The following is a 16872-nucleotide window of genomic DNA, read 5'->3' on the forward strand; positions in this document are numbered from 1 at the left end:
CTTACATATGATGCAGAAACTCTGGCCAGTGGTCGTCTTCGCTGGCTTGGCAAGTGGGGTGGCAGCAGAGGGCGTCACCGTGGACAATTGCGGCGAACCGCTGGCTTTTGACTCGGCGCCGGAACGTCTGGTCGTGCATGACATGAACATGACGGATATGGCCTTTGCGCTCGGCCTTCAGGACAAGATCGTGGGGCTTACCGGAATTACCGGCTGGTACAAAACAAGCCCTGATTTTGATGCTCAGCGTGGCGACATCCCAGAGCTTGCCCCTAAATACCCGACGATCGAAAACCTTGTGGCCGTCGAACCCGATCTGTTTTTTGCCGGTTGGTACTATGGCATGAAACCCGGCGGAGATGTCACGCCCGACACGCTGGAACCCTTTGGTATCAAGACCATGATCCTGACCGAAAGCTGCGTGCATCTGGACAAGGATCGCCCCGAGGCCAGCATGAACCTGTTGATTGATGACGTTCTGCGTCTGGGCAAGGTCATGCAGGTCGAAGACAAGGCCGAGGCGCTGGTTGCCGGCTGGAAAGACAAATTGTCAGCCATCGAAGCAAAAACAGCCGATCTGGCAAAGCCCCGCGTATTCCTGTTGGACGGACCGGCCGATGCTCCATTCACCGCCGGCAAGTTCGCCATTCCCGATGCGATGATCACAGCGGCGGGTGGCGCGAACGTGACGCATGATCTGGATACCAGCTGGGGCCGCACGTCGTGGGAGGCCGTGGCAGCGGCCAACCCGGAATTTCTGGTGCTGCTCGATTATCAGTCCGGCAACGGCGCAGAGGACACCTTTCAGTTCCTCAAGGATCACCCGGTGATGTCACAAACGGACGCGGTAAAGAACGAGCGCTGGATTGGCCTGCGTTACGAGGAACTGACGCCCGGCCCGGCAAATATCGAGGCGATCGAGAAGATGGCGAAGGCGATGCACCCGGAGACCAACTGATATGGTCCGATTGGGCCGTTTGATAGTGCTGGGGGCGGTTGTTCTGACCGCCCTTTTGCTGTTGTCGATCGTCTACGGGACCACCCCAATCCCCATACGCGAAGTTTTTTCGGCCATCGGCCTCGGAACCGGTCTGGTGGAAGGAGACATGTCGCCCTTGCACCGGATCGTCTTCGACCTTCGCCTGCCCCGTGCCTTGTTTGCCGCCGTGATTGGTGCGGGACTGGGCGTCGTTGGTGTCGTTTTGCAAACAACGACGCGAAACGACCTGGCAGATCCGTTTCTGTTCGGTCTGTCCTCGGGTGCTGCTGCCGGCGCCGTTCTGGTGATCACCGTCACGGGTGATGTTCTGGGAATCTGGACGTTACCGTTGGCAGCATTTTGCGGTGGTCTGATCGCCTCCGGCATTGTTCTGGCGCTGGTTCAGGGCTTGCGTACAAGCGCACCCGAAAAACTGATCCTGGCTGGCCTGGCGGTGTCCTTTCTGTTTTCCGCGATCACCAACTACCTGATTTTCTCTGGCGACAATCGCGCTGCTCATTCGGTGATATTCTGGATGCTTGGCGGCCTGGGACTGGCAAGATGGGAAACATTCCCGCTTGTCCTGATCGGACTGGGCCTGATCCTGAGCTATTCACTTTACCGCAGCCGGTGGCTTGACGCGCTGCTGACCGGGGATTTCACAGCCTCGTCACTGGGTATTCCCGTTCAAGGACTGCGGTTCAGCATGTTTTTCGTTGCCGCATTGGCGACGGCCAGTTTCGTTTCCGTTGCCGGTGTCATCGGCTTTGTCGGGCTGATGGTGCCTCATATTGCACGCGGCATCGCCGGAACTCTGCACCGAAACCTTCTGATCGTCTCGGCGATCGTGGGCGCGATTCTGCTGACACTGTCCGATATCTTGTCACGCCTTCTTCTGGCTCCGCAGGAGTTGCCCGTGGGAATCGTCACAACGTCGATAGGATCACTTTTTGTCTTTTTGTATTTGTTCAAATCTGATCGCGGGAGATAGTTTTCCAAGGTTGCGCAACACCGTCATTTTTCGACATTGATGAGGTCAAGCAGTTCAGCATGCAATTCAGGGGTTGCGGCGGAAACGACCGCGCCATCTGAATCGAGGGTCAACGCATGCCCGTGCCAATCGGTCATCACTCCGCCAGCAGCCGTGATCAGAGGTGAGAGCGCCAGATAGTCATAAGGTTGCAGATCGTAATCCACCACAGCATCGATATGCCCCGAAGCAAGCAAGGCATGGGGATAACAATCATAGGCAAATCGGCGCGTCTGCCCTGCATTCATCAGCCGGCTGAACAGGTCAGGATGATCGCGATAAATTTTGTCGCCTTCATTCACGTAAAGAACCGATTGATCCAGACGCGTGGTGTGCGACACTTTTATCGGTCGCCCGTTCAGGCTGGCCCCGCTATCAACCACACCCAAATAGGTCTCATGTAAGGCCGGCATTCCGACCAGCCCCAACCGAGGGCGCCCATCCACAAGGTGCGCCAAAAGGAACCCGAACAAAGGATGGCCGGACAGAAACGAACGGGTTCCGTCAATCGGGTCAATCACCCACATATGAAGCCCGTCGCCTGCCTCTTGACCGTGCTCTTCGCCAAAGATGCCGTGTCCGGGAAAATGCTGTTTCAGGTAGGTGCGAACTTCCGCCTCAACTGCCTTGTCGGCCTGCGTCACCGGGCTTTCATCCTGTTTGAATTCAATGCCCAAAGACCCCCGAAAAAACCGCATCGCGGACTCCGTGGCAATATCAGCAATCTTCATCGCGTGTTCAGTCAACGCATCTGGGGTTACCATTTTCGGTCCTTTTCGGCTGAAGTCATCCAATCTCCGACGGATGAAAGGTTGTTTGCCCTGAAAGCTGAATGAGAAGTCTTGCAGTTCAGTTTTCAGATGGGCATGAGGTGTGACAATACTGAAACTTTATCAATGGCTTATGGATCGAAATCCGTCAGATTCGACGAACATTCGGACACTCGGGGCGGATTTGCCCTGTTTGCATGCTTTCCCCATGTGTTCCGATCGCCGTGCGTGTGTCGGTAGATCTGCTCTTGCACCCTCGGGTCAGGTCTTCACCCGGCTCATCTGCGGGTCGTAAAGCGGTTTCAGCGTCACTTCGCAAGGAACCCTCTGAGTGGCGACATCCAATTCATATGTCCCTGATGTGACGTATTGTGCGTCGACACCGTTGGCGTTTCGGATGTAACCGTAGCCGATCGACTTTTCGACGGTGTAACCATAGCCGCCCGAAGTCAGCCATCCGACCCTTTCGCCATTCCGATAGATCGTTTCACGCCCCAGAAGAACAACCTCGGGGTCAACCGTGAAACATGCCAGCATCTTCTTTACGCCGCCGGTTTTTTGCGCCTCAGATGCGGCGCGCCCTTTGAAATCAATATTTTTCCGGAGTTTTACGGCCCAGCCCAAGCCGCTTTCGAACGGCGTATGATCCGGCCCGATATCCGAGCCCCAGGCGCGATAGCCTTTTTCAAGACGCAGCGATTCAATCGCCCTGTAGCCCGCATTGATCAAACCATGCGGGCGCCCTGCCTCCATCAAGGCGTCATACACGGTTTGTGCATATTCCACCGGCAGGTGCAGTTCCCAGCCCAGTTCACCCACATAAGTCACGCGCAGCGCCTTGACCGGGCACCCGGCGATGCCGATGGTGCGGATCGTGCCAAACTTGAACCCGCTGTTCGAGACGTCATCGCGCGTCACCGGCGCCAGAATCTCACGTGATTTTGGCCCCATCAATGACAGAACCGCATTCGATGAGGTGATATCGAAAAGCTGGCAATTCATGCCCTCGGGAATGCTGCGGTTGATCCAGTCGAAGTCATGGGTGGCATAGCCGGTGCCGGTGACGATATAGAACTCATCATGGGCCACGCGCCCAACGGTCAGGTCACACTCGATCCCGCCCTTGTCGTTCAGCATCTGGGTGTAGGCAAGCGCGCCAACCGGCTTGTCCACATCATTGGCGCAGATCCAGTTCAACGCTGCCAAAGCATCCGGACCCTTGAGGGCGAATTTGGCGAAAGAGGTCTGATCGAACAACACAGCCGCTTCACGTGCCGCTTTATGTTCCCGCCCGACGGCATCGAACCAGTTCTGGCGGCCAAAGCTGTATTCATCCTTGGGCACCTCGCCCTTTGACGCGTCCGCGTACCAGTTGGGGCGTTCCCAGCCCAGTTTCTCGCCAAAACACGCGCCCTGCTTTTTCAGCGTGTCATAAAGCGGCGATTTTCGGCAGGGGCGGCCCGAGTCATGTTCCTCATGCGGCCAACCCATCGTGTAGTGTTTGCCATATGCCTCGACAGTACGGGTGCGAACCCAGTCGGTGTCGAAATGCGGGCGGCCAAAGCGACGGATATCGGCAGACCACAAATCGAAGGGCGGCTCGCCCTTATGCACCCATTCCGCCAGCGCCATGCCCGCACCACCGCCAGCCGCGATGCCAAAGGCATTGAAGCCAGCACCGACGAAGAAGTTCCTCAACTCGGGCGCTTCGCCGATGATGAAATTGCCGTCGGGCGTGAAGCTTTCCGGCCCGTTGGTCAGCGTCTTGACGCCAGCGTTCTCCAACGCGGGCACGCGACCCAGCGCAAGTTCCATAAGCTGTTCGAAATGATCGAAGTTGCTGTCAAGCAGGGTATAGTGGAAGCCTTGCGGAATACCCTTGGAGGCCCAGGGGATCGGGTTCGGCTCATAGCCGCCCATGACCAGACCTCCGACTTCTTCCTTGTAGTAGGTCAGCCGGTCGGGATCGCGCAGAGTGGGCAGATTGCCGGGCACGCCGAAAGGTTCAGTCACCATGTACTGGTGCTCCATCGGAACCAGAGGAACGTTGACGCCAAAGCGGCTGGCAAAGGTGCGGGACCATTGCCCGGCGCAGCAGATCACCTTTTCACACTCGATCCGACCATGTTCAGTAATCACCGCGCGAATTTTGCCATCTTCGATCTCGATATCGGTGACTTTGGTATCTTCGAATATCTTCGCCCCGGCCATGCGGGCGCCCTTGGCCAATGCCTGCGTGATATCTGACGGGTTCGCCTGACCGTCAGTCGGCAGGTAAGCCGCGCCGATCACGTCAGAGACATCCATCAAGGGCCACAGCTCCTGCGCCTCGGATGGGGTCAGAAGCTGCATGTCCAGACCAAAGGAATGCGCCGTAGTGGCCTGGCGTTTCACCTCGGTCCAGCGCTCTTCGTTGCAGGCCAGACGCAAGCCGCCGTTCATCTTCCAGCCAGTGCCAAGCCCTGTTTCCTCTTCGATCTTGTTGTACAGATCGACGGAATAACCCAGCAATTGCGTGATATTGGCGTTCGAACGCAACTGCCCCACCAGACCCGCGGCGTGGAAAGTGGTGCCCGAGGTCAGCTTCTTGCGCTCCAGCAGCACCGTATCCGTCCAGCCCAGCTTGGCCAGGTGATACGCGGTCGAGCAGCCGATGATCCCGCCACCGATAATGACGGCTTTGGCTGTTGTCGGAAGGTCGGTCATGTCTGTCCTCAGGTATTTTTGAAATCGGTAAGGGCCGCGCGGAACCGCGCCAGATTTTCAGCTGTGTAGGCTGCGTAATCAAAGTCGATATCCGAGGTGATCTCGGACACCATGCTCCACATGGTTTCCCGCAGCAGCGAGGCACATTTCATCGCCGCATAGCGGTGGCGCAGATCGTCGGTGACCGGGGCTTCAAAATAGCTCTCCAACACCCAGTCTTCCTGTTCAGACGACAGGCCATTGTTCGACGCCAGCCCGCCCAGATCGAACAGCGGAGAATTGAACCCGGCATAGTCGAAATCGATCAGCCAAAGGCGGTTGCCGTCGTCCAGAAAATTGCCGCAGAGCAGGTCGTTATGGCCGAACACGATGTCATACGGCCTTGCCTCACGTTCCAGCAGCGTGCCTGCGTCTATCAGATCGGGGATCAGCTTTGCATGGGCGCTGTCATTCTCGGTTAGCGTTGCGGCATAGTCCTGGATGACATGGAACACCCAGAATACCAGCGACGGCCCGCGCAGGTGTTTCGGCACTTCGACATGACAGGCCTTCACCAATTCCAGAACTCGGGGCAGCATGTTCGGGTGGCGTACATCTTCTTCCGTCAATGTGCGGCTTTCGATGAATTCCAGCACTGTCAAATCGCCCGAGGAATGCAGCACGGCAGGCGACAGACCCGCCGCATTGGCTGCTTTGCTGGCGGCCAGCTCATTGAACCGCATCACCTGATGCAGGGGGATGTCGTCGCCCACACGAACCACATAAGACCCGCTGCCGTCCGTGACCTTGTAGTTCACATTGGTGATGCCACCGGTCAGCGGAGTGGCCTCGATCTCTCCCTGCCAGATCGGCAGAGCGCGGATGCGGGTCATCAGGTCGGGATGGCTCATATCAACTCTCCAGTCCAAAGCGGATGCGGGCCTGGCGGGCACTGGCATTGATCAACCGATCAGCGATGATGGCGATGAAGGCAATCGACAGGCCGGCCACCAGACCGCGGCCGGTATCGGCCTTGGTCAGGGCGATATAGACCTCCTGCCCCAGATCGCGGGTGCCGACGAGGGCGGTGATCACCAGCATCGACAGCGCCAGCATGATCGTCTGATTGACGCCCAGCAGGATTTCAGGCAACGCCATCGGCAGGCGGATATGGCGCAGCAGTTGTTTGCGGGTGCAGCCCGAAACCAGACCCGCCTCGATCAGTTCCTCACTTACCGAGCGCACACCATGGGCGGCATAACGGACCGCCGGGGCCAGCGCATAGAGAACGATGGCAATCAGGGCGGTGAAATCGCCGACCCGGAACAGCATGACGACAGGGATCAGATAAACAAAGCTGGGCAGGGTTTGCAGCGTGTCGATCAGCAGGTTGATGGCCGTTCCAGCGCGTTTGTTCAGTGCCGCCAGAACACCCAGAGGCACCCCGATCAGCGTCGCCAGAATGACAGATGCGCCGCACAGATACACTGTCACCATCGCCTTTGACCACAGGCCCGACACAAGTATCAGCGACGCCATTCCGCCACACAGCAACGCCAGCCGCCAACCGCCTGCGTGCCAGCCCAACAGGAACAGCATCGCGATGGCCCATGGCCACGGGATGCCCAGCAGAACCGTTTTGATCGGGATCATGAACCAGGTCAGGAAGAAAACTTTGATGGCCTCGAACGCGTCGAAATAGTTGACGTTCAGGTATTCGACCGTGTTGTCCCAGAACGCGCCGGTGGTGATGGTTTGACTTTCAGGATATTCCAGCAACAGAGGCGAGAACTGTCCCAGCACCCAGGTCAGCAGCATCAGGACCACGACCAGAAACGTCCGGCGATGACGCGCGATCCACGAGCCGGGGACCTCATGATGCACCTGCCCCATCCGTTCGGCAAAGGCCTGGCTCAGACGGTCGATGGCGATGGCCAGTACCACGATGGCGATGCCGGCTTCGAACCCTGCCCCAATGTCCAGACGGCGCAGCGCGGCGAGGACGTCAAAGCCCAGCCCCCCAGCCCCGATCATCGAGGCGATGATGACCATGTTCAGGGTCAGCATGATCACCTGATTGACGCCCACCATCAGGCTGTGGCTGGCCGAGGGCACAAGCACGCGCCACATCAACTGCCGACGGGTCGTGCCCGCCATGCGTCCGAAATCCAGGATCTCAGGATCCACACCTTTCAGCGCCAACGTTGTGATCCGCACCATCGGCGGGGTCGCATAGATGATCGTCGCGACCAAGGCAGAGATCGGGCCAAAGCCAAACATGAACAGGATCGGCACCAGATAGGCAAAGATCGGGATCGTCTGCATCAGGTCCAGTATTGGTGAGATGATCTTTTCAAAAAGCGGATGGCGATAGGCGAGAATGCCCAACAGCAACCCGCCGCCCGCTCCAATCGGCACCGCGATCAGGACCGAGGCCAGCGTCACCATAGCACTGTCCCATTGTCCGAAAACTGCAAGATAGACGAAGCAAGCCCCGACCAGAACGGCCAATCCCCAGTCACGGCAATATTGACCCAAGGCGACAACGGCGGTGATGACCACGATCCAGCTGATCGCAGGCAGGATGACCTGCGCGTCATTTCCCTGACCGCTGACAAAGCCGTCGGCCAGCAGAGCCAATACCAGATTGTAGGGCTGCTCGATCAACCACGCGATGGCGCGGGTGACATCGGTGAAGGACACCGGCCCGATGGCGGCATCCTCGATCAGCCATGTCATCGCCGAGGAAATGTAGGTTTTGAACGGGATCACCCAGGCCGAAGGGAACTTGGTCAACCAGCGCGCATCCAGCGCCTTGCTCAAATCACGACCGAAATAGCCAAGCACGATGGTGATCAGAACAAGCAGCAGAATTGCCATCTGGCTGCGGGTCAGGCGGATCATGCCGTGTCTCCGCCGCCGAACAGCACATGCGCAACGGCCTTGCGGTCAATCGCTCCGACGGGTTGGCCCTCTGCATCCACGACAGGGATCGGCGCATCTGCCGCGATAATCCGTTCCGCCACGTCCGAGATGCGCGTGGATTGAGAGATCGGATTGCCCTCGCCAACAGCGCCGGGGGCCATGACACCGCCGACAGTCAGGACCTTGGAACGGGGGATATGTTTCGTAAATTCAGCCACATAGTCTGTGGCCGGGTGCATCACCAACTCTTCCGGCGTGGCGATCTGGATCACCTCTCCGTCCTTCATGATGGCGATGCGGTCGGCCAGGCGAACGGCCTCTTCGAAATCATGGGTGATGAAAACGATGGTCTTGTGCAACCGCTCCTGCAACCTAAGGAACTCATCCTGCATCTCGCGCCGGATCAGCGGGTCGAGGGCCGAGAACGGCTCGTCCAGAAACCATAGATCAGGCTCGGTCACCAAGGAGCGGGCAATGCCGACGCGCTGCTGCTGGCCGCCGGACAGCTCACGCGGGTAATAATCCTCGCGCCCCTTCAAACCGACCAGTTCCACCACCTCGCGGGCCTTGGCGTCGGCTTCGGGTTTGGGTGTGGCCTGAATCGTCAACGGAAACATCACATTCTGCAAAACGGTCAGATGCGGCAGCAACGCGAAATGCTGGAACACCATGCCCATCTTGTGACGCCGGATTTCGATCAGCTCATTCTCGCTGGCGCGCAAAAGGTCAGCATCGTCGAACAGAACTTCTCCGGCGGTTGGCTCGATCAACCGGGACAAACACCGTACCAGAGTGGATTTGCCGGACCCCGACAGGCCCATGATGACGAAAATCTCACCTTCCAAGATCTCGATATTGGCGTTGCGCACTGCGCCGATCACGCCTGCCTTGCGAATTTCTTCTGCCGTAGGTTCGGGGGTTGTCCGCAGCAACCGATCTGCGTTGGGGCCATAAAGCTTCCAGACGTTTCGGCACGACAGTTTGGTCTTGGGGGGCATCAGGGTGGTCCGGTTCATTCGCGAAAAAGGCCAGAGCGGTCCGAGAGAGCGACAGGCCCGCTCTGGCCAGTGGATTACTTCGAGATCCAGCCAGACCAGCGGTCTTTGTTGGTCTCCATCCACTCTGCAACAACGCTGTCGATTTCCACGCCGTCCAGGTCTGCCTTGCCGACCATGGCGCTCATTTCATCATTGTTGATTTTGTAGGCTTCGATGATGTCATAAGCGCCCGGCCATTTTTCTTGCAGGCCAGACCAGGCGGCTTTCCAGATCGGGCCACGCGGCTTGCCGCAATCATAGGCCATGTTCGGGTTCACACCGACAGAAGGGTCGCTGTAACACTCTGGCGTAAATGGCGGGAACTCGACGAACTCGCCTTCGTATTTCGCCGGTGCCCAGTGCGGGACGTAGACCCACAGAACAATTGGATCCTGCCTTTGATAAGCGGATTCCAATTCTGCAAACAGGGCCGCGTCGGTGCCCGCATGGACGACTTCGAAATCCAGTTCAAGCGCTTCGACACGTTCGTCATCGAAGCCACCCCAGGTCACCGGGCCGCCGACATAACGCCCGTTCGGAGCAGTTTCCGCCGTCGCGAATTCCTCGGCGCAGTCTTTCAGCGCCTCCCAATTCGGCAATCCCGGGCACCGTTCCTTCATGTAGCTGGGATACCACCATTCTTCGATCGCCATCAGGCCGGTTTCGCCAACACTGACGACCTTGCCGGTGCCGGTTGCCTCGTCCAGCGCTTCGCGTCCGGTGGTTTCCCAGATTTCCATTGCCAGATGCAGGTCACCCGTTTTCAGACCGGCGAACTGAGCAATGTAATCCGCCTGAACATATTCAACGTTGTACCCGGCTTCTTCCAGGATCGAACCCATGATCTTGGTATTGATCAACTGCCCCGACCAGTCGTGCAGCGTCAGTTTGATTGGGTCCGTGGACTCAACAGCCCATGCAGTTGTTGCGGCTCCGGCGGCCATGATGGCCAGCGCAGAAATTCCCATTTTACAATTCATAACACCTTCTCCCTGTCGTGATTTTTTCGATGAATCGGTGGTATTGAATACAGACGACCACATCGTGGGCTTTTGTGTCAATAAAAACCACGTAAAGCCACATTATTTCCTGTTTGAAGCAAATTTCTAAAGCCATACCCTTGGGTAACGTTGCTTTATGTGGGTATTGTGGTATGGCTTAACGTCCCTTATGACAATGCCATCAGAGCGCGAAACATGAACCTGCCAACCACAAACCAACGAGAAGAAGAAATCCTGCGCGCCCTTTTTCGCGCGGGCGGTTCGTGCCGCGTAAGCGTTCTGGCGAATGAACTTGGGGTCAGCCTGGAAACCATTCGGCGAAACGTCCGCAATCTGGAAGAACGCGGCATCGTGCGCAAGGTCCATGGCGGGGTTCATCTTCTCGAAGACATTCTGGAACCGTCGCTGCAAAGCCGCCTGGACAAGAAGGTTGACGCGAAAGAGAAGCTGGCGAAGGCGGTTGCCGAGGTCATCAGTGACGGCGACTCCGTTTTCCTCGATATCGGCTCTACTACCGCTTATGTGGCGCAGGCGCTTGGCAACCACAGCGATCTCTTTGTCGTAACGAACTCGGTTTTTGTGGCGCAGGCATTGGCTTCACGAAACAACAACCGGGTCTTCATGGCTGGTGGCGAGCTGCGGTCGCACGATGGGGGCGCATTCGGCGTTGAAGCTCAGGACCTGATCAAACGTTTGAACGTCCGTTTCGCCGTTCTTTCAGTCGGGGCGGTCAATGCGGACCCGGGCTTTATGCTGCACGACCTGCAAGAAGCAAACTTGGCCCGCGTCGCCATTCAAAACGCACAGGTCCGCATTGTCGTGGCCGATGGCGAAAAGCTGGGAAAGCGCGCGCCGGTCACATTGGAACCTGCCGACAAGATCAATCTGTTCTTTACCGATGTGAACCCGCCCGAGGGCATCTGCCAGATGCTGTCGGCGAATGAAATCGACCTTGTCATTGCCGAATAAGTGCCTAGCGCTTTTCGGCAATGACCCACACCGGATGGTAAGTCAGAGGAACCCTGCCGTCTTCTGCGAACTTCTGCACGTAGTCAGCTTCGAACCGGGCCAAGGTGGACCGGGTCCATGCACCCTGAGCCCGGCCATTTACCCCTGTACTGCGCAAATGTTTCAGCACTTCTCTCGGCGTGTCAAAGTAGGATGGCCGAACGCTTTGGCCAACCGTCAGAATCTTGAACGGCCTATCTATGGCGGTTGCAAGGGTGTCAGGCAGGCATAGGCCCGGTGCACGGGCTGTCGAACCGATTTGCGCAAGCTCTTGATATTGCATTGGGCCAAACCCGGAAACGGCCAGCCACCCTCCGGGTTCAAGCGCTTCGGCAACCTGTTGCAGCAAACCGGCCGGATCCTCCATCCATTGGATCATCGAGGCCGACGCGACCAAATCCAACTTTGCGGGCCATTCGACCAGGCGGACGTCTCCGGCAATGAAGGCCGCATTTTCCGCATCTGCCGTCGCCCGAGCCTGCGGCGCTATATCGTTCACGTGAAAATCGGGAAGGTCAAAGTTCTGCCGCAGCAACCGGGTCAGATGGCCAGTGCCGCATCCCAGCTCGAAGGCCACATCAAACCGGTTCGGCGCGCCAACCCGGTGCATCTCGGAAACCAGCTTGCGGGCAACCCAGGCCTGCTGGCTGGCTGTATCGTTGTAAGTCTGGAAGCTTCGGCTGAAGCTTCGCTGAACCTTGTCCGCCAATTGCGCCGTCATGACATCCACTCCGCCCAGCTTTGGCCCGGTTCAAATGGCACGTGCGGAGCGGCAACGCCCTTGACCACATCCGGGGTTGCGGCCCAGGCCGCCCTCTGAGCATTGGTCGGAATGATCCGGTCCCGCTCTGATATCCAAACCCGATCAAAGCCGGGATCAGGCGCCGAGCCACGTTCGATGACCGCGTGAAGTTCCTTTCTTGCCTGCTCGATGTCCAGTTCAGGTATGTCAGCAGACAGTCCGGCGCGTCGGCAAAATTTGACGAAACTTGCCGATGACAGCTGATCCGCCGTGGCCCGGACAATATCGGGCGCGATGCCCCGGTCTGCGCAGGCAGGATGCAACGTACCACTGACGGCAACCAGCCGGTCAGGGCGAAACCCTGTGCTGGCCAGCCAATGGGCCGCGGATGCGACACCGAAGGAAAACGCAAGCATTTCGACGCGGTCAAACCCGGTCAGATCGGGCAAGGGATCATCAAGCCGGGTATAGTCACCCACCAGCAGAACAGATCCGCTTCCGGTCAGCCCGCGGAACGGGGCAGCACCCAGCGCCCACCCCCCGAAAACCAGTGTCAGCTTGCTGTCATCCGATTGCGCCAGCCACTGGTGTCTCATTGCTGCCCCGCGGCCAAAGCGACCATCGCGCTGGTGATCCGGCTGAGTTCATCAGGCGAAACAATGTAAGGCGGCATGCAATAGATGTTTCGCGCAAAGGGGCGCAGCCACACTCCGGTTTCAGGTGCCAGCCGATGAGCAACCGAAGGATCAACCGATTCCTTCATTTCAATAACGCCAATAGCGCCAAGAACCCTGACATCTGCAACGCCCGGCAAACTGCGCGCTGGCTCCAGTTCGGTCCGCATCTGGTCTTCGATATCGGCCACCTGGCGCTGCCAGTCCCCCTCGGCAAGCAGTCTGAGGCTGGCCGAACCAGCGGCACAGGCCAGAGGGTTGGCCATAAAGGTCGGGCCGTGCATGAACACTCCGGCCTCACTGTTGCCAATGCCATACGCCACCTGCTTGCTGGTCACGGTAGCAGCAAACGAGATATGCCCACCGGTCAATGCCTTGCCCAAACACATTATATCCGGGGTGATGCCCGCATGATCGGTGGCAAACAGCTTGCCGGTTCGGCCAAACCCGGTTGCGATCTCGTCAAAAATGATCAGCACGTCATGAGCATCGCACATGGCGCGTGCCGCGCGCAGCCATTGGGGATGATAGAAATACATGCCCCCGGCGCCTTGAACCACGGGCTCAAGGATCAGGGCCGCGAGGTGATCGCCCTTGTCGGCCAACAGTCGTTCCAGCGCCTCCAATCCGTTCAACGCCGGGTCTTCGGGCCAGTCATCCCCCAACCGAACCTGGGGACGCGGCAGGAAGTGCTGGATCGACAAAGCCCCTCGGAACAGCCCGTGCATACCCGTCACAGGGTCACAGACGCTCATCGCTTTCCACGTGTCACCGTGATAGCCGCCCCGAATTGTGGCAAATTCGAATTTGCGGGTGCGGCCATGGGCCATTTGATACTGCACCGCCATCTTCATCGACACTTCGACCGAGACAGACCCACTGTCGCAATAGAAAATGCGGTCCAGCCCCTCGGGCAACATGTCGACCATCCTGCGCCCCAGATCAATGGCCGGATGGTGTGTCATCCCCCCGAACATCACATGAGGCATCTTTTCCAGCTGGGACTGCATGGCGGACGTAATTTCGGGATGCTTGTGGCCGTGGATGGCGCACCACCATGACGACATGGCGTCTATCATCTTTGCGCCGTCCTCCCGATAAAGATACACGCCCTCGGCCCGGTCGATAAGATGCATCGCACCGGGATCGGCCACGTTGGTATAGGGATGCCAAAGGTGGTGGGCGTCAAACTCCAGCGGGGTCACAGAAACCTCCGTATGGTCGCCACGTCTATGGACGAGAAAGCTTCTAACAAGCTTTGCTGCGTCAGGTCGCCAAGATAAGGCAAACGTCCGAGGTGTCGCACCTTGCTCATTTCGACGATGGTTTGTTCCACGTCGGGCTCCGGATCTCCGACAAAGGCAACGCCGACCACCTCGCACCCAGCGCTTCGAAGCGCCATCAAGGACAACGTGGTGTGGTTGATCGTTCCCAACGCCGTGCGTGCGACCAGAACGACCGGGGCCTGCCATTGGGCAATCAGATCCAGATAGTAGGATTTGCGGTTCAGAGGCACCATCAGCCCCCCTGCCCCTTCCACAACCAGCGGCCCGTCAACTTGCGGCAGCGCGAGCCGGGACAGATCGATCTCTATGCCCATATCCTCGGCAGAAAGATGGGGTGAGGCAGGCATGTTCAGGCGATACGCCTCGGGCAACACGTCCACACCGGACAAGGTGCAGACGGTTTCCGTGTCCGTCGCATCCTCGAGCCCCGATTGAACCGGCTTCCAGTAAGTGGCGTTCAGGGCCGCCGTCAGGCCAGCCGAAAAAACTGTTTTTCCGACGCCCGTGTCGGTTCCGACAATGACCAGAGCGCTCATGCGGCCTCCGACTGATGGCTGGAGATGGTTGCAAACAGGGCCGAAATGTCCTCAGGACTGACATTCCCGGTGATCGAGACGCGCAGACGGGATGTGCCTTTTGGAACGGTGGGCGGGCGAATGCCGCGAATGTCGAACCCCTGATGTTGCAATGCCTGTGCCATCGCCATCGTGCGGACCTCGTCCCCAAGAACGACGGGAATGATCTGGCTGTTCAAGGCCGCGTCAGGCAACCCTGTTTCGCGGGCCGCCTTATGTGCATGGCGCAGACGTTTGCGTGCAGCAGTGACCAAATCATCATTCCCGGCCAGTTCACGCAGGACAGCCCGTACCAGCGCAGCATTCAGAGGGGACGGCGCCGTTGCAAAGATAAAGGGCCGTGCGCGGTTGATCAGGGTATCGATCATCGCCCGCGGGCCACAGATCAGCCCGCCGGAAACTCCAAGTCCCTTGCCGCAGGTGTGCAGGGTCAGAAGGTCAGCGTTCAGATCATGCGCCAAACCTTTGCCATTTGCCCCGAAAACGCCGGTGGCGTGCGCCTCATCCACGATCAGAACAGCTTGGGCTTCACGCGCCAAACATGACAAATCTTCCAGCGGAGCCAGATCGCCCTCCATGGAATAGACGCTTTCAACAGCAATCCAAACCTGACCCTGCCCACCAGCGGATCGCCATTCGGTCAGAACGTTTCGCGCATCCGCGACGTCGTTGTGACGAAAAGCGCGCAGATCCGCTCGGCTGGCGCGCATCCCCTCGTGGGCGCTGGCGTGAACCAGTTCATCATACAAAACCAGATCCTCGGCAGCCGGCAGGGTGGAAAAGATTGCCTGATTGGCCTGAAACCCTCCACCCATGAACAATGCGGCCTCGGCCCCAAAGTACACAGCTGCTTCGTGTTCCAGCGCCTCATGCTCTGGGTGATTTCCCCGCAGCAGCCGCGAGCCGCCCGAGCCTACGGGCACGCCGCGCGCCAGCGCCGCCTGTGCGGCCACTTGCAACAGGCTTGACCCGGCCAACCCCAAATAGTCGTTGGACGCAAAATCCAGCCCGCGCGCCGGGATCAAAACCCGGCGGCGGTGCCGGGCTTCCAGCGCACCCAGCATGGATTCCAGTCGTTCGACTGCTTTCATTCGGCGGCTTCCGTGCGCTTATGGTCTTCAGCCGTTTCGGCCTGAAGGCCAAGTTTTGCAAACAGGATCGAGTCGGTGTCTTCTTCGGGGTTTTCCGCCGTCAAAAGAGTTTCACCGACAAAGATGGAATTTGCTCCGGCGAAGAAGCACATCGCCTGCATCTCGTCGCTCATGTCGCTGCGCCCGGCGGACAACCGAACATAGGCTTTAGGCATCAGGATGCGAGCGGTTGCGATGATCCGCACAAAGTCGATTGGATCAACAGGTTCCGCATCAGCCAGCGGGGTATCAGCCTGTGGCATCAGCATGTTGATCGGCACCGAATCTGGCGGCGGGGTCATGTTGGCCAAAGTCAGCAACATATCGATACGGTCACCAGTGTGTTCACCCATCCCCAGAATACCACCCGAGCAGACCTTGATTCCGGCTTCCTGCACCCGGTTCATCGTGTCGATCCGGTCCGCGAAAGTACGGGTGGTGATCACTTCGGAATAATAGCGTTCGGACGTGTCGATATTGTGGTTGTAATAGTCCAACCCGGCATCGCGCAGTTGAACCACCTGGGTGTCATCCAGCATGCCCAGCGTCATGCAGGTTTCCATGCCCATCGCCTTGACGCCTTCCACCATGGCAATCAGGGCAGGCATATCGCGCGGCTTGGGCTCGCGCCAGGCGGCCCCCATGCAGAACCGGGTCGCGCCACCGTCGCGGGCCTTTTTGGCCTCGGCCAGTACACGCTGAACTTCGATCAGCTTCGATGCAGGCAGGGTGGATCCGTTGCGGGCCGATTGCGAGCAATAGGCGCAATCCTCGGCGCACCCGCCGGTTTTGATCGACAGCAGCTTAGAGGTCTGGACCTTGTTCGGATCAAAGTTCTCGCGGTGCACGGTCTGTGCCCGGAACAGAAGGTCCATCAACGGGAGGTCATGAACAGCTTGCGCAGACTTTCGGGTCCAGCCGGAATGAGGGATGATCATTTTATCTATAAAACTTCCTGCATCTTGCGTTGCCGAGGATTTATTATCGATAAAACCTGAAGGCGCAACCGTGTTGGCGCAAACGATCTCAA

At 58.4% G+C, this 16872-nt stretch carries 15 protein-coding genes; 3 read left to right on the forward strand and 12 right to left on the reverse strand.

Annotated features, from left to right (window positions below; genetic code table 11):
- Positions 1–7 precede the first annotated feature (7 nt).
- Both GS612_RS00920 and GS612_RS00925 read left to right on the forward strand, forming a co-directional pair.
- Positions 8–958 carry an ABC transporter substrate-binding protein gene (locus GS612_RS00920; protein ID WP_253286080.1) on the forward strand — a complete coding sequence of 317 codons (951 nt, stop codon included), beginning with the start codon at positions 8–10 and terminating at the stop codon, positions 956–958.
- Between the two features lies 1 nt (position 959).
- Complete coding sequence (locus tag GS612_RS00925; protein WP_152460237.1) at positions 960–1970, forward strand: iron ABC transporter permease; 1011 nt, start codon at positions 960–962, stop codon at positions 1968–1970.
- A gap of 23 nt (positions 1971–1993) precedes the next feature.
- Here the strand turns inward: GS612_RS00925 and GS612_RS00930 are convergent, their stop codons facing one another.
- The 6 genes from GS612_RS00930 to GS612_RS00955 all read right to left on the reverse strand — a co-directional run bounded on the left by GS612_RS00930 (position 1994) and on the right by GS612_RS00955 (position 10394).
- Complete coding sequence (locus GS612_RS00930) at positions 1994–2773, reverse strand: inositol monophosphatase family protein (RefSeq protein WP_171638778.1); 780 nt, start codon at positions 2771–2773, stop codon at positions 1994–1996.
- A 267-nt stretch (positions 2774–3040) separates the two neighbouring features.
- Positions 3041–5485 (reverse strand): FAD-dependent oxidoreductase, encoded by a 2445-nt coding sequence (locus GS612_RS00935; RefSeq protein ID WP_171638779.1) that lies wholly within the window; start codon positions 5483–5485, stop codon positions 3041–3043.
- A gap of 8 nt (positions 5486–5493) precedes the next feature.
- Positions 5494–6375 carry a phosphotransferase gene (locus tag GS612_RS00940; protein ID WP_152460234.1) on the reverse strand — a complete coding sequence of 294 codons (882 nt, stop codon included), beginning with the start codon at positions 6373–6375 and terminating at the stop codon, positions 5494–5496.
- 1 nt (position 6376) lies between these two features.
- Complete coding sequence (locus GS612_RS00945; protein ID WP_171638780.1) at positions 6377–8368, reverse strand: proline/glycine betaine ABC transporter permease; 1992 nt, start codon at positions 8366–8368, stop codon at positions 6377–6379.
- Entirely contained in the window at positions 8365–9387 is a 1023-nt protein-coding gene (locus GS612_RS00950; RefSeq protein ID WP_171639888.1) for a glycine betaine/L-proline ABC transporter ATP-binding protein, read from the reverse strand. Before GS612_RS00950 ends, GS612_RS00945 begins: the two co-directional genes overlap by 4 nt.
- A 74-nt stretch (positions 9388–9461) precedes the next feature.
- On the reverse strand, positions 9462–10394 hold the full coding sequence (locus tag GS612_RS00955) for an ABC transporter substrate-binding protein (RefSeq protein WP_253286081.1): 933 nt from the start codon (positions 10392–10394) through the stop codon (positions 9462–9464).
- 228 nt (positions 10395–10622) lie between these two features.
- Here GS612_RS00955 and GS612_RS00960 point away from each other — a divergent pair, with 228 nt between their 5' ends.
- Positions 10623–11396, forward strand: coding sequence for a DeoR/GlpR family DNA-binding transcription regulator (locus tag GS612_RS00960; RefSeq protein ID WP_171638782.1), 774 nt, complete (start codon positions 10623–10625; stop codon positions 11394–11396).
- Between the two features lie 4 nt (positions 11397–11400).
- Here GS612_RS00960 and GS612_RS00965 read toward each other — a convergent pair whose 3' ends face one another.
- From GS612_RS00965 to bioB, 6 genes are read right to left on the reverse strand one after another with little or no spacing between them, the layout of a single operon-like run.
- A complete protein-coding gene (locus GS612_RS00965) occupies positions 11401–12156 on the reverse strand; it encodes a methyltransferase (RefSeq protein ID WP_171638784.1) in 756 nt (251 codons plus the stop codon).
- The gene (locus GS612_RS00970; RefSeq protein WP_171638785.1) at positions 12153–12773 is read right to left on the reverse strand and encodes a DUF452 family protein; all 621 of its coding nucleotides are present in this window, start codon (positions 12771–12773) and stop codon (positions 12153–12155) included. The genes GS612_RS00965 and GS612_RS00970 overlap by 4 nt, the downstream gene beginning before the upstream one ends.
- Entirely contained in the window at positions 12770–14056 is a 1287-nt protein-coding gene (gene bioA, locus GS612_RS00975; protein ID WP_171638786.1) for an adenosylmethionine--8-amino-7-oxononanoate transaminase, read from the reverse strand. Before bioA ends, GS612_RS00970 begins: the two co-directional genes overlap by 4 nt.
- Entirely contained in the window at positions 14053–14673 is a 621-nt protein-coding gene (gene bioD / locus GS612_RS00980) for a dethiobiotin synthase (protein WP_171638787.1), read from the reverse strand. Before bioD ends, bioA begins: the two co-directional genes overlap by 4 nt.
- Positions 14670–15803 (reverse strand): 8-amino-7-oxononanoate synthase, encoded by a 1134-nt coding sequence (locus tag GS612_RS00985; RefSeq protein ID WP_171638788.1) that lies wholly within the window; start codon positions 15801–15803, stop codon positions 14670–14672. Before GS612_RS00985 ends, bioD begins: the two co-directional genes overlap by 4 nt.
- Positions 15800–16780, reverse strand: coding sequence for a biotin synthase BioB (gene bioB, locus GS612_RS00990; protein WP_171638789.1), 981 nt, complete (start codon positions 16778–16780; stop codon positions 15800–15802). Before bioB ends, GS612_RS00985 begins: the two co-directional genes overlap by 4 nt.
- Positions 16781–16872 lie beyond the last annotated feature (92 nt).

Source organism: Ruegeria sp. HKCCD6157 (assembly GCF_013110685.1).
In the GTDB taxonomy this organism is placed as follows: domain Bacteria; phylum Pseudomonadota; class Alphaproteobacteria; order Rhodobacterales; family Rhodobacteraceae; genus Ruegeria.

What these genes read in the sequence shown, in the direction of transcription:
- GS612_RS00920 (WP_253286080.1), top strand. Translation starts at nt 8, where the DNA reads ATGATGCAGAAACTCTGGCCAGTGGTCGTCTTCGCTGGCTTGGCAAGT.
- GS612_RS00925 (WP_152460237.1), top strand. Translation starts at nt 960, where the DNA reads ATGGTCCGATTGGGCCGTTTGATAGTGCTGGGGGCGGTTGTTCTGACC.
- bioB (WP_171638789.1), bottom strand. Translation starts at nt 16,780, where the DNA reads ATGATCATCCCTCATTCCGGCTGGACCCGAAAGTCTGCGCAAGCTGTT.
- GS612_RS00955 (WP_253286081.1), bottom strand. Translation starts at nt 10,394, where the DNA reads ATGGGAATTTCTGCGCTGGCCATCATGGCCGCCGGAGCCGCAACAACT.
- GS612_RS00950 (WP_171639888.1), bottom strand. Translation starts at nt 9,387, where the DNA reads ATGCCCCCCAAGACCAAACTGTCGTGCCGAAACGTCTGGAAGCTTTAT.
- GS612_RS00945 (WP_171638780.1), bottom strand. Translation starts at nt 8,368, where the DNA reads ATGATCCGCCTGACCCGCAGCCAGATGGCAATTCTGCTGCTTGTTCTG.
- GS612_RS00930 (WP_171638778.1), bottom strand. Translation starts at nt 2,773, where the DNA reads ATGGTAACCCCAGATGCGTTGACTGAACACGCGATGAAGATTGCTGAT.
- GS612_RS00935 (WP_171638779.1), bottom strand. Translation starts at nt 5,485, where the DNA reads ATGACCGACCTTCCGACAACAGCCAAAGCCGTCATTATCGGTGGCGGG.
- GS612_RS00940 (WP_152460234.1), bottom strand. Translation starts at nt 6,375, where the DNA reads ATGAGCCATCCCGACCTGATGACCCGCATCCGCGCTCTGCCGATCTGG.
- bioD (WP_171638787.1), bottom strand. Translation starts at nt 14,673, where the DNA reads ATGAGCGCTCTGGTCATTGTCGGAACCGACACGGGCGTCGGAAAAACA.
- GS612_RS00965 (WP_171638784.1), bottom strand. Translation starts at nt 12,156, where the DNA reads ATGACGGCGCAATTGGCGGACAAGGTTCAGCGAAGCTTCAGCCGAAGC.
- GS612_RS00970 (WP_171638785.1), bottom strand. Translation starts at nt 12,773, where the DNA reads ATGAGACACCAGTGGCTGGCGCAATCGGATGACAGCAAGCTGACACTG.
- GS612_RS00985 (WP_171638788.1), bottom strand. Translation starts at nt 15,803, where the DNA reads ATGAAAGCAGTCGAACGACTGGAATCCATGCTGGGTGCGCTGGAAGCC.
- GS612_RS00960 (WP_171638782.1), top strand. Translation starts at nt 10,623, where the DNA reads ATGAACCTGCCAACCACAAACCAACGAGAAGAAGAAATCCTGCGCGCC.